Source organism: Actinomadura sp. ATCC 39365 (genome assembly GCF_054392275.1).
Genome location: NZ_CP184335.1, coordinates 3,199,751 through 3,213,767 on the forward strand (window position 1 = coordinate 3,199,751; position 14,017 = coordinate 3,213,767).

Genomic DNA, 14,017 nt, shown 5'->3' on the forward strand with positions numbered 1-14,017 from the left:
GTTTTCTTTCTACGATGGAATACTTCCACCATAGAAATATAAGGGGTGACATGACGGCCTACGACCTGATGGTCCTCATCCGCCGGCTCAACGTGGAGAGCGACCGGTTCGTGGAGGGCTTCGCGGTCGGGCACCGGCTGCACAGGACCGACATGAACGCCCTGGTGGTCATCCTCGACGCCCACCTCGCCGGCCGGCCGCTCTCGCCCGGCGGACTGGGGGCCGCGCTGAACCTCTCCGCCCCCGCCACGACGGCCCTCCTCGGCCGGCTGGAGCAGGCCGGCCACGTCGTACGGCGGCGCGACGCTGGCGACCGCCGCAAGGTCGAGGTCGTCATGAACGAGCAGGCCGTCGAGCTGGCGGGCGCCTTCTTCGCCCCGCTCGTCCGGCGCCTCACCGCGGCGATCGACGCGTTCACCCCGGCCGAGCGGGAGGTCGTCGGCAGGTTCCTCGCGGACGCGATCGAGGCGACCGTGGCGGCCAGGAAGGAGCACGAGGCGTGAGCGCGTCCCGCTCGATCGTGATCACCGGCGGCACCCGCGGGCTCGGCCTCGGCCTCGCCCGCTCGCTGACCGCCCGCGGCCACCGGGTCACCGTGTGCGGCACCGACCCGGACCGCGTGGCCGCGGCGGGGGCCGAGCTCGGCGTACCCGCCGTCGTGGCCGACGTCGCCGACCGCGCCCGCCTCCAGGACCTCTGGGACGAGGCCGTACGGCGGCACGGCCGGGTGGACATCTGGGTCAACAACGCCGGGATCTCCCACGACCGCCTCCCGCTGTGGCGGCTGCCCGCCGCCGAGGCCCGCGCGGTGACCGAGGTCAACCTGCTGGGCACGGTCAACGGCTGCGCGGTGGCGGTGGCGGGCATGGCGGCGCAGGACGGCGGCGGCCACGTCTGGAACATGGAGGGGCTGGGCGGCGACGGCCGGACGGTGCCCGGACTCGCCGTCTACGGCGCCACCAAGCGGGCCGTGACGTACCTGACCAGGGCGCTGGCCAAGGAGGCCCCCGACGGGGTGACGGCGGGCCTGCTCAGCCCCGGCATGGTGGTCACCGACCTGCTGACGCACGGCTACTCGGACGCCGAACGGGAGCGGTCGGCCCGCATCTTCGCGATCCTCGCCGACCCGGTGGAGACGGTGGCGCCGTGGCTGGCCGAGCGGGTGGTCGGCCGGGCCAGGAACGGCGCCCACGTACGCTGGCTGACCCCCGCCAAGATCGCCTACCGCTTCGCCACCCGCCGCCCCTGACGTCCGGCGTCGGTTCAGCCGTCCTGTCTGCGGACGAGGAAGCCGCCGCGGCCGTCGAACTCCACCGCGTACACGGCGTCGAAGCCGTCGGAGGCGCGCGGCCGGCGCAGCCGTCTGAGCGTGGCGAAGACGCCCACCTCTGGGACCCTGGCCCGGCCCGTGCGCTCGGCGTTGCGCTGGAGCGAGCCCTTGACGTTGGGCGGGAACCAGTAGGCCACCACCCGCGCGCCGTGCTCCCGGCCGGCCACGATGAGCGGCTGCCACTCCTCGGGCGAGGCGTTGGTGTTGTCCACGGCCACGTTCCGGTCCTCCTCCAGCGCCTCGCGGATCAGCCGGAGCTGGCGGTGCTGGCGGCGGCGCGCGTTGGGGAAGTCGTCCTTGCTCACGTGCGCGTGCGTGGCGGCCAGGCAGCGCCGGTAGAAGGTGGACTTGCCGGAGGCCTGCAGGCCGATGAGCACGGCCACCTCCCGATCGATCATGGTTCCACCCTATTTGGTCCTGGACAGGCTAACGTCGTTAGCCTAGAGTGTGGCTAACGGCGTTAGCTTCCAGGAGGGCATCATGACCGCAGTGACCGTCAGGCGAGTGGCCGGCCGTTCCGGGTGGGCCGCTCTGGCCGCCTTCTGCCTCGCGTTCCTCGTCTTCGAGGTGGTCAAGCACGGGGGCGCCACGCCGGTCAGCTCGGCGTTGTTCGTGCTGGCGCCGTACGCGACCAGGTTCGGCGGGCCGGCGGTGCTGCACGACCTCGCCCACCGTCCGTGGATCCCGCTGGCCGTGCTGGTCGGTTACTCGGTCTCGCCGCTGGGCTGGGTGCCGGTCTTCACGGCGGGGCTGGCCTGGATGACGTACGTCGCCGTCGCCCGTCTCCTCGGTCACGGTCCGAGGAGCGCGCGTGGCTGAGCTGTCGCCGCGCGCGGGGCAGATCGTCGCGGCGGCGCGGGAGCTGGTCGAGGCGGGCGGGGCGGACGCGCTGACCATGCGCGCGCTGGCCGCCCGGCTCGGAATCCGCGCGCCGTCGCTCTACAAGCACTTTCCCGACAAGTCCGCCGTGGAGGCCGAACTCATCGCCATCGCCCTCGCCGAACTGGCCACCGCCCTGGAACGCGCCGAGCACGACGGCCGCGGAGGCGGGCTGGCGGTGCTCGGGCGGGCCTATCGGGCGTACGCGCTGGGCCAGCCGCACCTGTACCGGCTGATGAGCGCGGGGCCGCTGCCGCGTGACCTGCTGCCCGCCGGGGTGGAGGAGCGGGCGGCGCTGCCGCTGGTCCGGCTCGTGCGGGGCGAGGCCGCCGCCCGCGCGGTCTGGGGGCTGGCCCACGGCCTGGTCATGCTCGAACTCGACGGCCGCTTCCCGCCCGGAGCCGACATCGAGGCCGCCTGGACCGCCGGGATGTCCGCGTTCACCACCGCCGCGGCCCGCTGAGCGGCCGTGTCCCCTGAAGGGGTTCAGGGGCGGGGGTGCAGGCCGTCCAGGGTGAGGGTGAGGAGGCGGTCGGCGCGGGCCGGGTCGGGGGTGGCCTGGGCGATGCCCGCCGCCAGCTCGACCAGGTCGGCGACCTCGACGTCCGCGCGCACGGCCCCCGCCTCCTGGGCCGGCAGCAGCAGCCGCGCGGCGGCGGCGCGCAACGTCGCCCAGCAGTCGACCCCCGCGCCGTCCTGGGTGAGCATCACCCGCGCCCCGAGCCCCCGGTCGGTCATGGCGTGCGCGACCAGCGACCGCAGCCAGGCCACCAGCGCCTCGCCGGGCGGCAGCGCCTGGCCCGCCTCCTCCGCTCGCGCGCACAACCGGGCCAGCCGCCCCTCGAACACGGCCGCGAGCAGCGCCTCGCGGGTGGGGAAGTGCCGGTAGAGCGTGCCTGCCCCGACGCCGGCCCGTCTGGCGATCTCGTTGAGCGAGGCGTCGGGCCCCTCCTCGGCGACCACGGCGATGGCCGCCGCCACCAGTTGCTCGTAGTTGCGGCGCGCGTCGGCGCGCATGGCCCGTGCCGGCACTGGACACTCCCGCGGGTTGAATCGGAGAACGTCTCCGATTATAGTCCCCGACGTAACCGGAGAAGTTCTCCGTATAGACGGGACGGTGACCCATGACCGACGACGTCCACCACGACGACGGACCCCGCCTGGGCAAGGTGGGCCTGTGGACGTTCGCCCTCGACGCCCGCCCCGCCGGGGAGGCGCGCGAGGCCGCGGCCGAGATCGAGGAGCTGGGGTACGGCGCGCTGTGGTTCGGCGAGGGGTTCGGCCGCGACTCGGTGAGCCAGTCGTGGCTGCTGCTCTCGGCAACCAGGCGGATCACCGTGGCCGCCGGCATCGCCAACATCGCCCTGCGCGACCCGATCACCATGGCCGCCGCCGAACGGGCGCTCAACGAGGCCCACCCCGGCCGGTACCTCCTCGGCCTCGGCGGCCACCGCATCAGCGACGAGCCGATCCAGATGGACGGCTACGCGATCCCGAGCCTGGGCCGGGCGGTGACCACGATGGGCGGCTACCTCGACGCCATGAACGCCGTCCCGCTGGACTCGGCGCCCCCGGCGCACGCGCCGCGCCGCGTGCTGGCCGCGCTCGGCCCGAAGATGCTGGACCTGGCGGCCCGGCGGACGCTCGGCGCCCACACGTACTTCGTGCCCGTCGAGCACACCGCGCGGGCCAGGGAGGCGATGGGGCCAGGCGCGTTGCTGGCCGTCGAGCAGGCCGTCGTGCTGCACCGCGACCCGGCCAGGGCCCGCGAGGTGGCCGCGGAGCACGTCTCCTTCTACCGCACCGCGGCGCCCCACCAGGCCGCCAGCCTGCGCAGGCTCGGCTTCGGCGAGGACGAGATCGAGCACGGCAGCGACAGGCTGGTGGACGCGATCGTGGCCCACGGCGACGCGGCGGCGATCGAGAAGCGCGTACGCGCCCACCTCGACGCGGGCGCCGACCACGTGTGCCTCCAGGTCCTCACCGGCAACCCGGGCGACCTGCCCCTCCCCGAGTGGCGCGAACTCGCCGCGCTGACCTCTCTGTGACGACCATGCCCGGCACGGGCGGCGGCGGCCCGAGGGGGTTCCCAGAACCGGGCAGGCGGCGGGAGAGGGGGACAGATGATCAACGCGAGGTGATCAGCCCTCAAGTCGTCGAGGTCGGTAGCGGATCCAGATGTCGCCTCGGCTGTGGCCGGAGAGGCGGAGCACCGTCGCGTCGGCGGCGGGCGGTTCGACCGGTTTGTTGTGGACCCGGCCGAGCCCGGGGGAGACGACCTCGTCGGCGCGCACCCGCCAGCCGTGCGGGACCTTCAGATGCAGGTCGCCGAACCACGAGGTGATCGTCACCCGCACCTCCACCTCGGGATGGGGGCACTCGGCGGCGAGGAAGTCGAGCTTCGCGGTGCCCCAGACGCCGAGCCGGACGTCGATGCGCGGCGGCACCACCCACCGCCCCGCCCGGCTCACCCGCCAGTGCTCGGTGTGCATCCGCAGCACGTCGGAGGCGGCGGAGGGAGCAGGGGAGATGACGGGCAGGTCGGCGACGAGGGCGCCGAGCTCGCCGACCGTCCTGGCGGCGTACGTGCGGTCGATGCGTTCGCGTAACTCGTCGAGGCTGATGCGGCCTTCGGCGACCGCCTGCCGCAGCCTGTCGGCCACCTGGTCGCGGTCGTGGTCGCCGGCCCGGATGTCGGCGTCGTCCGTCATGGCGACCACTCTAAGGATCATCGGGCGCGCGGGCCATGCGCGCGCGGGCTCAGTCTCCGGCTCAGTCTGCGGCGGCCCGGTAGCCGGTGGCGCGGAACAGGAACGACGCCCACGACCGGTAGGGCCGCCACGACTCGGCGAGCCTGCGGTAGGCGCCCGCGGGGGCGTCCTCGGGCAGCCCGTACGCCTCGCGCAGGATGCCGAACAGCCGGGGTTCGTCGCCGGGGAACGCGTCGGGCGCGCCGGCTCCGCGGATCAGGATCAACCCGGCCGAGAACGGCCCCACGCCGGGCAGCGCGCGCAGTTCGGCCAGGGCGTCCTCGGGGGTGAGCGAGCGCAGGTGCTCGGTGGTGAGCACGCCGTCGAGCGCCGCCCGCGCCAGGCCGCGCAGCCACTCCTCCTTCTGCGCCGGCAGGCCGAGACCGCCCGCGTCCACCAGGCTCACGGGCGGCGGGAACGCCTGGTACGCCTGCCCGTCCACGGTGACGGCCGCGCCGTACCGGTCGGCGATGCGCTGCTTGATGCGCGAGGCGACGATCATCGACGAGCGCTGCACGATCACCGCCCAGCAGGCCGCCTCCCACGGGCTCCAGAAGCACACCGGCCGCAGCCCAGGGCGGTCCCGCTGCACGTCGCCGAGCACCGGGTCGGCCGCGCCCAGTTCGGCGAAGCCGGTGGCGTCCACGTCGAGGGAGAAGATGCGCGCGACCTCGCCGCGGATCGCCGGGCCGGGGGCGCGGGTGGTGGTGACGGCGACGCCGCCGGGGGCGGCGGTGACGCTCACCCCGATCGGCAGCCAGTCGGACTCGGCGCAGTAGGCGAAGCGCAGCGTCCGGCCGTCGGAGGGCAGCGCGCTGGTGGCCGGCCAGTCCTCGACGAAGCGCAGCGTGGCGCCGAAGTCGAACGGGCCCTTCGCGGTGAGCGTGAATCCGTGCGTGGTCATGGGCCGTATGGTAGGCGCCGCGGCGGCATGGTCCCTGGTGGGGCCGGGCTTCCGCATCACGGGGCCCGGCGGGGGCAGCGGGCGGGCATGAAGAAGTTCCTGAAGATCTTCGTGGCGCGCTGGCTGGCCCGCACCCCCTGGGGGCTGGCGATCCTGGCCGCCGGCTACCTGCTCGGACGGCGGAGGAAGCAGGCCGGGCGGCCCGCCGGACGGCCGACCGGCCGCCGGCGGGCGCGCCGCGGGCCCGCGTACCACCGCCGTTAGTCCCCTACGGAGGCCGGACGCCGGCGGCCGCCCTCCACGGCCGCCGGCCGTCTGTCCCAGGTCCGGTAGAGGATGGACCGCGCGGCCACCACCACGCAGAACACCCCGAGCAGCAGCCCCCAGGTCACGTCCGAGAAGAAGTGCATGCCGCGGTAGAGCCGGGAGAAGGCGACGATCAGCGGCGCCGCGATGCCGATCGTCCAGATCACCACCTGCAGGGCCCGGTTGCGCACATGGGTCGTCAGCACCAGCGCCAGCCCGCAGTAGAACGCGACGGCGGCGCTGACGTGCCCCGAGGGGAAGCTGGAGGTGGGCGGCGCGGGGTCGAGGTGGGGCACCGGCGGACGGCTGCGGCCGACGGGCTCGGTGGTGGCCAGGAAGACCAGCGACTGGCCCCAGACCGCCGCGATCATGAAGATTGACTCCCGCCAGCGCTTGTAGACCAGCCGGAACAGGATCACCGCCACCGCCGTGAACGCCACGACGTACGGCGTGTCCGACAGGCTGGTGCCGTAGTCGGTGAGCGTGTTCCACAGCGACGTGCGGATGGAGGCGAAGTCCTTGCTCACGGTCACGTCACCGGGCTGGGGGACGCCGACGATGAGCAGCCCCATGCCGTACGTGACGGCGCCCATCAGCACCAGAGGTAACACCAGCGACAACGCGTAGTACCGGACATGCTCAGCTCTGCTCATCGGGCACCTTCACCGGTTCGGGTTCCATACCTTCGGTCAGCGGCGCAGTGGGCCGGCGGCCCGTGTCGCGCCGCCACGTCTCGAATGCCGCCGCGGTCGCGGCGATCACCGCCACGCCCAGCACGACCCCCGCCACGACGTCACTCACCCAGTGCACGCCGAGGGCGATCCTGGTGAAGCCCACCGAGACCACCACGAAACAGGCCAGCACCCAGGCGAGCCGGCGCCCCCACCGGGGCAACATCGGCAGCAGGAGCAGGGTGACGACGCCGGCCCCGAGCGTCACGTTGACCGCGTGGCCGGAGGGGAAGGAGTCGCCGGGCGCCAGCGCGACGGGGTCGGGCAGGTGCGGTCGCACCCGCGCGACGAGGATCTTGAGGCCGAGCCCGATCAGGCCGCCCGCGGTCACGGTCGTGATCGCCCACAGGGCCAGCCTGCGCCTGCCGTGCATCAGCAGCCAGACCGTGAACGCCACCACCGCGACGCGCCACGGCCACGGCCCGAACAGGTCGGTCCAGACGATGAGCACCCTGGTCACGCCGGGATGGGCGAGCGCGTACTCGTGCAGTTCGTGGGCCACCCCGGCGTCCAGCCGGTTGAGCGGCATCTTGGCCACGACGAGCAGCAGGGAGAACGGGATCATGATGAGCGCGACGGCGAACGCCGCGACCGTCATCCGCGGTCCCAGCCTGTCGAGCAGGAACGTCTTCATCAGAACCTCCGCGATCTCCGCAGCTCCGGCGGCCGGCCGTCGGGGTCGACGGCGAACCGGTAGAGCGGCATGGCCATCGCCCTGCGCACCCGGGACAGCGTGGGGGCCGGGTGGGGGCGTAACCGGCCGGACGGGCGCGGGCCCCGGCAGCCGGCCGAGTGCCAGCCCTCCAGCCGGGCCGCCGACTCGGCGAACGCGTCGAACGCGGCGACCGGGTCGCACAGCTCGTCCCGGCCGGACTCCGACTCCTCGTCCAGGTGCTCGGCCATGAGCGCCAGCCGCAGGTCGCGGGCGAACCTCAGGGCGCCGTGCGGCGGCCTCGGGTCCTCCCGCTCGTCCAGGACGGCGCAGCTCAGCTCCGAGTCGTAGGTCCACGAGCGCAGGTTGACGTTGTCCGACCCGACCGACGCCCACACGTCGTCCACCACGCACACCTTGGCGTGCACGTAGACGGGGGTGCCCTGGCGGTTCTCCAGGTCGTAGATCGCGACCCGGTCGCCGCCGGCCCTCATCAGCCGGTCCAGCGCCTCGACCCGGCCGATCAGGCTCGCCGGGCCGGCCAGCCAGCCGTCCTGGTCGGGGTGGCGGGGCACCACGATGATCATGCGGAGCTCCGGCTCGCGCTCCAGCGCCTGGGCGAACGGCTCGATCACGTCCGTGGACCACAGGTACTGGTCCTCCAGGTACACCAGCGACCGGGCCCTGCCGAGCACCTTGTGATAGGCGTGCGCGATGCTGCGCTCGCCGTCCGGCGCGAACGGGTACGCGCTGTGCCGGGCGGGGTAGGTGCGCAGGAGCTGCACGTGGTGCGTGCCGGCGGGCGGGGGCGGCGGGCCCGGCTCGGGCAGCGGGGGAGCGTCGTCCAGCTTGCTGAAGTGGTCGCGCAGGCGGCGCAGCGGGTCCCTGGTCTCGGGGGCCGGGTCCTCCCAGCGTTCGCAGAAGGTCTTCTCCACCTCGGCGACCGCCGGCCCGTGGATGGCGAGCTGGATGTCGTGCCAGGGCGGGCGGGGGCCGTACACGTCGGGCATCGGGCAGGACTGCGGGTCGCCCAGGTGCTCGGCGTCGTCGCGGCGGCTGTGGCACAGGTCGATGCCGCCGACGAAGGCCACGTCCGCCGAGGGGTCGCGGTCGTGGCGGAGGATGACGAACTTCTGGTGGTGCGAGCCGCCCGGTTTGGTCCGGGTGTCCAGCAGCGCCTGCCCGTGCGCGTTCTCGATCTTCTCGCCCAGGTGCCGGTTCTCGGCCGCGCTGAACCGCAGGCGGTCCAGGTGGGAGCGCCAGATGAGGCCCCTGACGACGGCGCCGCGCTCGGCCGCGGCCCCGAGGGCGGTGCCCACCGTGGGGCCGTCGTCGGTCAGCCGCTCGTCGGGGTCGCCCCGCCAGTCGGCGAACAGCAGCAGGTCGTCCTTGCGCAGTGCGTCCAGACAGGTCTTCAGCTCGGCGAAGTACGTGGCGCCGTGGATCAGCGGTCGTACGTCGTTGCCGCTGGACCACGCGTCGAGGCCGGTCGCCCGGTTGTCGCGTTCCTCCTCGGTGAGGAACCAGTCCTGGATGCGCATTCGGCCACCGCTACCCGCACGAAACCCATTAATAACCCGGTAAAGGCCGGGTAGTGAGGGAGGAGTGTCCCCCACTATCGCGGTTGTCGCACATCAGAAGAAGATCCTCGGCGCCGGCCTGGACCGGCTGCGCGTGCTGCTCACCGAGCGGGACGTCGGCGAGCTGATCTGGCACGAGGTGCCCAAGAGCAAGAAGGCGCCCAAGAAGGTGCGCAAGGCGCTCAAGGCGGGTGCGGAGCTGGTGTTCGTCTGGGGCGGTGACGGCATGGTGCAACGCTGCGCCGACGCCATGGCCGGCTCCGGCGTGCCGATGGCGATCCTGCCCGCCGGGACGGCCAACCTGTTCGCCGGCAACCTGGGCATCCCCACCGACCTGGAGGAGTCCGTACGGATCGGCTTCGAGGGCCGCCGTGCCGAGCTGGACCTCGGGGTGCTCAACGGCGAGCACTTCGCGGTCATGGCCGGCGCCGGGTTCGAGGCCGAGATGATCGCCGAGGCCGACGGCAAGGCCAAGCGGAAGTTCGGCAAGCTGAGCTACGTCAAGGCCGCCGTCCGGCACGTCGGCGGGCCCCTGGTGCCGATGACGGTCAAGGTCGACGGGTCCACCTGGTTCGAGGGCGAGGCGAGCTGCCTGCTGCTCGGCAACGTGGGCACGATCGCCGGCGGGGTCGAGGCGTTCGACGACGCCCGGCCCGACGACGGCTGGCTGGAGGTCGGGCTGTCCACGGCCAAGGGGCCGATCCAGTGGGCCCGGGTGATGGGCAAGATGGCCGCCGGACGGTCGGAGGACTCGCCGTTCGTGCGCATCACCCGGGCGCGCAAGGTGTCGGCCCGGTTCGGGTCGCCGATGACGTACGAGCTGGACGGCGGCGACCGCGAGGCCACCACCAAGATCAAGGCGAAGGTGGCCCCGGGCGCGCTGACCGTCTGCCTGCCGTCCTAGCCGGCGCGGGCGGCGTCCATGACCCGCCCGGCGTCGCGCTCGAAGGAGGCGCGGGCGCCGAGCGTCACCAGGCCGCCCACGATCATGGGGACGACCAGCAGGTACATGCCGCCGATCAGCGAGCCGAACCGGTCGGAGGCGATGCCGACGACGAGCGAGCCGAACGCCCCGGCCGCCGTGATGAGCAGCTGCAGGACGGCGAAGCCGAGACCGCGCGCGGCGGCCGGGACGACGTCGGCCAGGCAGGCCGTCATGTTCGGGATCGCGATCGACATGAGCGAGCAGGCCAGCAGGACCAGCGCGGCCATCGGGCCGATCGAGTCCATGGCCAGCGCGCCGGCCAGGACGGCCGCGCCCGCCGTGATGCCGCCGCCGCCGGCCAGCAGCCTGCCGCCCTTGCGGGTGCCGTGCCACCTGCGGCCCAGCCAGGAGCCGACCAGGGTGCCGGCCAGCGTCCCGGCGATGGTGATCAGGCCGCTCAGCGAGCCGGCGGCGCCGACGCCGACGCCGTACTCGCGGACCATGAGCGTGGGCAGCCAGTAGAAGATCCCGGCCAGGCCGAGGGTGAGCAGGCCCAGCCCGACGCAGACGAACAGCAGCGTCGGGATGCGGATGACCTGCCCGAACTGCTGCCAGAAGGGCGCCTTGGGGGACGCGGTGCCCTGGGACGATCCGGCGCTTTCCACGGGGGCCCCGGCGACCATCCGGTCCAGGTCGCCGCGGCCCGGCTCGCGCAGGAACCAGACGAGCACCGCCGTGAGCACGCCGGGCACCACCATGACCAGGAACGCGGTGCGCCAGGAGAACACCTCGGCCAGCACGCCGCCCAGCAGCGTTCCGATGCCGCCGAGGTAGGTCGTGACGCGGGTCAGCCCGTACGCCTTGGCCCGGCTGACCGGCGGGTAGTAGTCGGCCAGCAGGCTGCCGGCCGCCGGGTTGTCGATGTTCTCGGCCGCCGCGAGCAGCACCCGCATCAGGTAGAACATCACGAAGCCGGTGGCCAGGCCCGAGCCGAGCGTGGCGACGGCCCACAGCAGGACGACCACCGCGATGATCCGCGTACGGCTGAACCGGTCGGCCAGGAAGCCCGCGGGCAGGGAGACGATCGCGGCGGCCAGCGCCGCGGCGGTCGGGATCGAGCCCGCGGCGGTGTCGCTGAAGCCCCACTCCTTCTGGACGAGCGGCAGCACCCCCGACAGCAGGTTGTACTCCATGCGGTCCACGAGCCCGACGACGAAGAGCACGACCAGCGGCGCCCAGCCGAACGGCGCCCTGGTCCGCGCGTCGATGACGCCGGTACGCGGCGAACCCAACGTCCTGACCATGCCCACCCTTCCAGTAGGAAAATCTAGAATGCTGTTCTAGGCGAACGTTCTAGCAAGAGTGGCAGAAGTCACACGATTCGTAAATGGGCGTTTTCTGGGAAATTTCGCAGTTTGGGGCTCATGTACGGTGATCGCATGAACACTGCGCAGGTCACCGGCGCGATGCTGGTCGCCGGCACCACCTCCGACGCGGGCAAGAGCGTCGTGACCGCCGGGATCTGCCGCTGGCTGGCCCGCCAGGGCGTGCGCGTGGCGCCCTTCAAGGCCCAGAACATGTCGCTCAACTCCTACGTCACCGCCGGCGGCGCCGAGATCGGCCGCGCCCAGGCCATGCAGGCCCAGGCCGCCGGGCTGGAACCGGTCGCCGACATGAACCCCGTCCTGCTCAAGCCGGGCAGCGACCGCCGCAGCCAGGTCGTGCTCCTGGGCGAGCCCGTCGCCGACGTGGACGCCATGGAGTACGGCGCGCTGAAGGACCTCCTGCGGACCACCGCCCTGGCGTCCCTGGACCGGCTGCGCGCCCAGTACGACGTGGTGATCTGCGAGGGCGCCGGCAGCCCCGCGGAGATCAACCTGCGCCGCGGCGACATCGCGAACATGGGCCTGGCCAGGGCCGCCGGGCTGCCCGTCGTCGTGGTCGGCGACATCGACAGGGGCGGCGTGTTCGCCGCCTTCCACGGCACGGTCGCGCTGCTGGACGCGGCCGACCAGGCCCTCGTCTCGGGGTTCGTGGTGAACAAGTTCCGGGGCGCCCGCGAGCTGCTCGAACCCGGCCTCGACATGCTCAGGAAGCTCACCGGCCGGTCGGTGTACGGCGTGCTGCCCTGGCTCGACGGCCTCTGGCTGGACGTCGAGGACTCACTCGCGCTGGACTCCCGCCGGGTCGTGACCGGCCGGCCGCTGGGCAGGCAGACGTTGCGCGTGGCGGTCGTCCGGCTGCCCCGGATCTCCAACTTCACCGACCTGGACGCGCTGGCCGCCGAGCCCGGCGTGGTAGTGCGCTTCGTGACCGACCCGGTCGAGCTGGACGACGCCGACCTGGTGGTGCTGCCGGGCTCGCGGGCCACGGTCGAGGACCTGGCCTGGCTGCGGCGCACCGGCCTGGCCGACGCCCTGCTCGCGCGGCGCGGGCCCGTCCTCGGGATCTGCGGCGGGTTCCAGATGCTCGGCCGGGAGATCGTGGACGAGGTCGAGTCGCGGGCGGGCCGGGTGGACGGGCTCGGGCTGCTGCCGGTCCGCGTCGAGTTCGCGCCGGACAAGCGGCTCGCCCGGCCGGTCGGAAGGGCCTACGGGCAGCCGGTCAGCGCGTACGAGATCCACCACGGGCGGGCGACGGTCGAGGGCGGCGAGCCCTTCCTGGACGGCTGCCGCGCCGGCGACGTGTGGGGCACCACCTGGCACGGCGCCCTGGAGAACGACGCCTTCCGCCGGGCCTTCCTGGCCGACGTGGCCGAACGGGCCGGGCGTGCCTTCGTCCCCGCCCCGGACACCGACTTCGGCCGCCTGCGCGAGGCCCGCCTGGACGCCCTGGGCGACCTGATCGAGCAGCACCTGGACACCGACGCCCTGCTGGGGCTCCTGCGCGACGGCCCCGCCCCCGTGCCCTACCTGCCGCCGGGCGCCCCCTCGGCCTGATCCCGCGGGGAACGCTCGCGCTGGGCGGTGATCCAGGCGTCGATCTCCTCCCAGTGGGAGTACAGCCAGCGGACTTGGCTCTCCCGGTCGTCCCTGGGCACCTCGGCCGCCGGTACCCGCCACCACCTGGCCGTGATCCGCGCCGCGTACGGCAGCCTGCGCCACACGTCGCCGATCGTGACGAGGTCGTCCAGGCCGGTGTGCGCGACGAAGACCACGTCGGCCTCCGGGCAGGCGGTGATCGCGGCGATGGCCCCGTTCGGCCGGGGCGGCAGCAGGTGGGTCATGCCACGCGCCCGCTCCGCCTCCTCGGCCAGCCCCTTGTCCTCCAGCCGGCGGATCGCCAGCCGCCGCCGGCGCGGGGTGAAGTTGCCGCCCTCGGGGAAGATCACCAGCGCGTCGCGGTCGTCCATGGTCGCCGACAGCCGCCGGATCTCCTCGATCACCCGCTCGCGGCCGGACCGCCGGGGCACGAAGGCGTTCGGCAGGCGGTTGACCACGACGTCGAGCGACGGGTCGTACTGGAGGGCGGCCTTCATGACGATCCGCGGGTGCCGCCGGTACACCGACAGCAGGTGATAGATCAGCAGGAAGGAGTCGCCCGGCCCGGCGTGCCGGGAGAGCACCACGATCGGGCGGCTCAGCCGGGCGGCGCGCTCCTGCGGGGTCGGCGCGGGCTCCTCGACGTCCACGGTCAGCCGGAAGATGCGCACCGCCGCCCCGTACACCTTGGCCAGGAACCAGCGGATCAGCGCGTAGTGCCGCTCCTGGTGCCGGGCCCGCCCGAACGCCCCCGACACCCACAGCCCGAGGCAGGCGATGAGCACCGCCGACTCCAGCGTCAGCCAGGCCGCGCCGAACCAGACGAACCGCAACCCCCTGCGCTGCGGCGGCGGCAGCCGCAAGGACGCCCCGAACGTGATCAGCAGCCACAACGGCAGCGTCACCAGCACCACCACGGTGACCACGACGACGAGCGGTGCCAGGACGATCCGGCGCACGATACGCGGTGGGAACAACG

The 14,017-nt window shown here is 73.4% G+C and carries 17 protein-coding genes; 8 read left to right on the forward strand and 9 right to left on the reverse strand.

Going from position 1 to position 14,017, the window contains the following annotated elements; translation table 11 throughout:
* Window positions 1–50 precede the first annotated feature (50 nt).
* Together ACNF49_RS15965 and ACNF49_RS15970 are read left to right on the forward strand one after the other, a co-directional pair.
* Window positions 51–503, forward strand: coding sequence for a MarR family winged helix-turn-helix transcriptional regulator (locus tag ACNF49_RS15965; RefSeq protein ID WP_482944197.1), 453 nt, complete (start codon window positions 51–53; stop codon window positions 501–503).
* Window positions 500–1,249 carry an SDR family NAD(P)-dependent oxidoreductase gene (locus ACNF49_RS15970; protein ID WP_482944198.1) on the forward strand — a complete coding sequence of 250 codons (750 nt, stop codon included), beginning with the start codon at window positions 500–502 and terminating at the stop codon, window positions 1,247–1,249. Before ACNF49_RS15965 ends, ACNF49_RS15970 begins: the two co-directional genes overlap by 4 nt.
* 14 nt (window positions 1,250–1,263) lie before the next feature.
* Here ACNF49_RS15970 and ACNF49_RS15975 read toward each other — a convergent pair whose 3' ends face one another.
* The gene (locus ACNF49_RS15975; protein ID WP_357980846.1) at window positions 1,264–1,728 is read right to left on the reverse strand and encodes an AAA family ATPase; all 465 of its coding nucleotides are present in this window, start codon (window positions 1,726–1,728) and stop codon (window positions 1,264–1,266) included.
* An 82-nt stretch (window positions 1,729–1,810) separates the two neighbouring features.
* On the opposite strand from ACNF49_RS15975, the gene ACNF49_RS15980 reads away from it, so the two are divergent.
* Window positions 1,811–2,149, forward strand: a complete 339-nt coding sequence (locus ACNF49_RS15980) for a hypothetical protein (protein WP_482944199.1) — start codon at window positions 1,811–1,813, stop codon at window positions 2,147–2,149.
* A complete protein-coding gene (locus ACNF49_RS15985; protein WP_482944200.1) occupies window positions 2,142–2,672 on the forward strand; it encodes a TetR/AcrR family transcriptional regulator in 531 nt (176 codons plus the stop codon). Before ACNF49_RS15980 ends, ACNF49_RS15985 begins: the two co-directional genes overlap by 8 nt.
* A 23-nt stretch (window positions 2,673–2,695) precedes the next feature.
* Here the strand turns inward: ACNF49_RS15985 and ACNF49_RS15990 are convergent, their stop codons facing one another.
* Entirely contained in the window at window positions 2,696–3,241 is a 546-nt protein-coding gene (locus tag ACNF49_RS15990) for a TetR/AcrR family transcriptional regulator (protein ID WP_357980836.1), read from the reverse strand.
* Between the two features lie 92 nt (window positions 3,242–3,333).
* Between ACNF49_RS15990 and ACNF49_RS15995 the strand changes: the two genes are divergently transcribed.
* A complete protein-coding gene (locus ACNF49_RS15995) occupies window positions 3,334–4,257 on the forward strand; it encodes a TIGR03620 family F420-dependent LLM class oxidoreductase (protein WP_482944201.1) in 924 nt (307 codons plus the stop codon).
* Between the two features lie 93 nt (window positions 4,258–4,350).
* On the opposite strand, the gene ACNF49_RS16000 is transcribed toward ACNF49_RS15995, so the two are convergent.
* Both ACNF49_RS16000 and ACNF49_RS16005 read right to left on the reverse strand, forming a co-directional pair.
* The gene (locus ACNF49_RS16000) at window positions 4,351–4,920 is read right to left on the reverse strand and encodes a DUF1707 SHOCT-like domain-containing protein (protein WP_482944202.1); all 570 of its coding nucleotides are present in this window, start codon (window positions 4,918–4,920) and stop codon (window positions 4,351–4,353) included.
* Window positions 4,921–4,981: 61 nt separating this feature from the next.
* Entirely contained in the window at window positions 4,982–5,863 is an 882-nt protein-coding gene (locus ACNF49_RS16005; RefSeq protein ID WP_357980827.1) for a DNA-3-methyladenine glycosylase family protein, read from the reverse strand.
* Window positions 5,864–5,950: 87 nt separating this feature from the next.
* On the opposite strand from ACNF49_RS16005, the gene ACNF49_RS16010 reads away from it, so the two are divergent.
* The gene (locus ACNF49_RS16010) at window positions 5,951–6,127 is read left to right on the forward strand and encodes a DUF6203 family protein (RefSeq protein WP_357980824.1); all 177 of its coding nucleotides are present in this window, start codon (window positions 5,951–5,953) and stop codon (window positions 6,125–6,127) included.
* On the opposite strand, the gene ACNF49_RS16015 is transcribed toward ACNF49_RS16010, so the two are convergent.
* Genes ACNF49_RS16015 through ACNF49_RS16025 form a run of 3 tightly spaced genes read right to left on the reverse strand, consistent with a single transcriptional unit; the run spans window position 6,124 to window position 9,093 of the window.
* Complete coding sequence (locus ACNF49_RS16015) at window positions 6,124–6,822, reverse strand: phosphatase PAP2 family protein (RefSeq protein WP_482944203.1); 699 nt, start codon at window positions 6,820–6,822, stop codon at window positions 6,124–6,126. The two genes, ACNF49_RS16010 and ACNF49_RS16015, sit on opposite strands and share 4 nt — an antisense overlap.
* A complete protein-coding gene (locus ACNF49_RS16020) occupies window positions 6,809–7,534 on the reverse strand; it encodes a phosphatase PAP2 family protein (protein WP_482944204.1) in 726 nt (241 codons plus the stop codon). Before ACNF49_RS16020 ends, ACNF49_RS16015 begins: the two co-directional genes overlap by 14 nt.
* Window positions 7,534–9,093, reverse strand: coding sequence for a phospholipase D family protein (locus ACNF49_RS16025; protein WP_482944205.1), 1,560 nt, complete (start codon window positions 9,091–9,093; stop codon window positions 7,534–7,536). The genes ACNF49_RS16020 and ACNF49_RS16025 overlap by 1 nt, the downstream gene beginning before the upstream one ends.
* A 64-nt stretch (window positions 9,094–9,157) precedes the next feature.
* Between ACNF49_RS16025 and ACNF49_RS16030 the strand changes: the two genes are divergently transcribed.
* On the forward strand, window positions 9,158–10,036 hold the full coding sequence (locus ACNF49_RS16030; protein ID WP_352323514.1) for a diacylglycerol/lipid kinase family protein: 879 nt from the start codon (window positions 9,158–9,160) through the stop codon (window positions 10,034–10,036).
* On the opposite strand, the gene ACNF49_RS16035 is transcribed toward ACNF49_RS16030, so the two are convergent.
* A complete protein-coding gene (locus ACNF49_RS16035; protein WP_482944206.1) occupies window positions 10,033–11,361 on the reverse strand; it encodes an MFS transporter in 1,329 nt (442 codons plus the stop codon). The two genes, ACNF49_RS16030 and ACNF49_RS16035, sit on opposite strands and share 4 nt — an antisense overlap.
* A gap of 135 nt (window positions 11,362–11,496) precedes the next feature.
* Between ACNF49_RS16035 and ACNF49_RS16040 the strand changes: the two genes are divergently transcribed.
* Entirely contained in the window at window positions 11,497–12,996 is a 1,500-nt protein-coding gene (locus tag ACNF49_RS16040) for a cobyric acid synthase (RefSeq protein ID WP_357980806.1), read from the forward strand.
* Here the strand turns inward: ACNF49_RS16040 and ACNF49_RS16045 are convergent.
* Window positions 12,966–14,015 carry a 1-acyl-sn-glycerol-3-phosphate acyltransferase gene (locus ACNF49_RS16045; protein WP_357980804.1) on the reverse strand — a complete coding sequence of 350 codons (1,050 nt, stop codon included), beginning with the start codon at window positions 14,013–14,015 and terminating at the stop codon, window positions 12,966–12,968. The genes ACNF49_RS16040 and ACNF49_RS16045 overlap by 31 nt on opposite strands.
* Window positions 14,016–14,017: the final 2 nt, after the last annotated feature.

What these genes read in the sequence shown, in the direction of transcription:
- ACNF49_RS16040 (WP_357980806.1), top strand. Translation starts at nt 11,497, where the DNA reads ATGAACACTGCGCAGGTCACCGGCGCGATGCTGGTCGCCGGCACCACC.
- ACNF49_RS16015 (WP_482944203.1), bottom strand. Translation starts at nt 6,822, where the DNA reads ATGAGCAGAGCTGAGCATGTCCGGTACTACGCGTTGTCGCTGGTGTTA.
- ACNF49_RS15995 (WP_482944201.1), top strand. Translation starts at nt 3,334, where the DNA reads ATGACCGACGACGTCCACCACGACGACGGACCCCGCCTGGGCAAGGTG.
- ACNF49_RS16025 (WP_482944205.1), bottom strand. Translation starts at nt 9,093, where the DNA reads ATGCGCATCCAGGACTGGTTCCTCACCGAGGAGGAACGCGACAACCGG.
- ACNF49_RS15975 (WP_357980846.1), bottom strand. Translation starts at nt 1,728, where the DNA reads ATGATCGATCGGGAGGTGGCCGTGCTCATCGGCCTGCAGGCCTCCGGC.
- ACNF49_RS15965 (WP_482944197.1), top strand. Translation starts at nt 51, where the DNA reads ATGACGGCCTACGACCTGATGGTCCTCATCCGCCGGCTCAACGTGGAG.
- ACNF49_RS16035 (WP_482944206.1), bottom strand. Translation starts at nt 11,361, where the DNA reads ATGGTCAGGACGTTGGGTTCGCCGCGTACCGGCGTCATCGACGCGCGG.
- ACNF49_RS16010 (WP_357980824.1), top strand. Translation starts at nt 5,951, where the DNA reads ATGAAGAAGTTCCTGAAGATCTTCGTGGCGCGCTGGCTGGCCCGCACC.
- ACNF49_RS15980 (WP_482944199.1), top strand. Translation starts at nt 1,811, where the DNA reads ATGACCGCAGTGACCGTCAGGCGAGTGGCCGGCCGTTCCGGGTGGGCC.
- ACNF49_RS16005 (WP_357980827.1), bottom strand. Translation starts at nt 5,863, where the DNA reads ATGACCACGCACGGATTCACGCTCACCGCGAAGGGCCCGTTCGACTTC.
- ACNF49_RS16000 (WP_482944202.1), bottom strand. Translation starts at nt 4,920, where the DNA reads ATGACGGACGACGCCGACATCCGGGCCGGCGACCACGACCGCGACCAG.
- ACNF49_RS16020 (WP_482944204.1), bottom strand. Translation starts at nt 7,534, where the DNA reads ATGAAGACGTTCCTGCTCGACAGGCTGGGACCGCGGATGACGGTCGCG.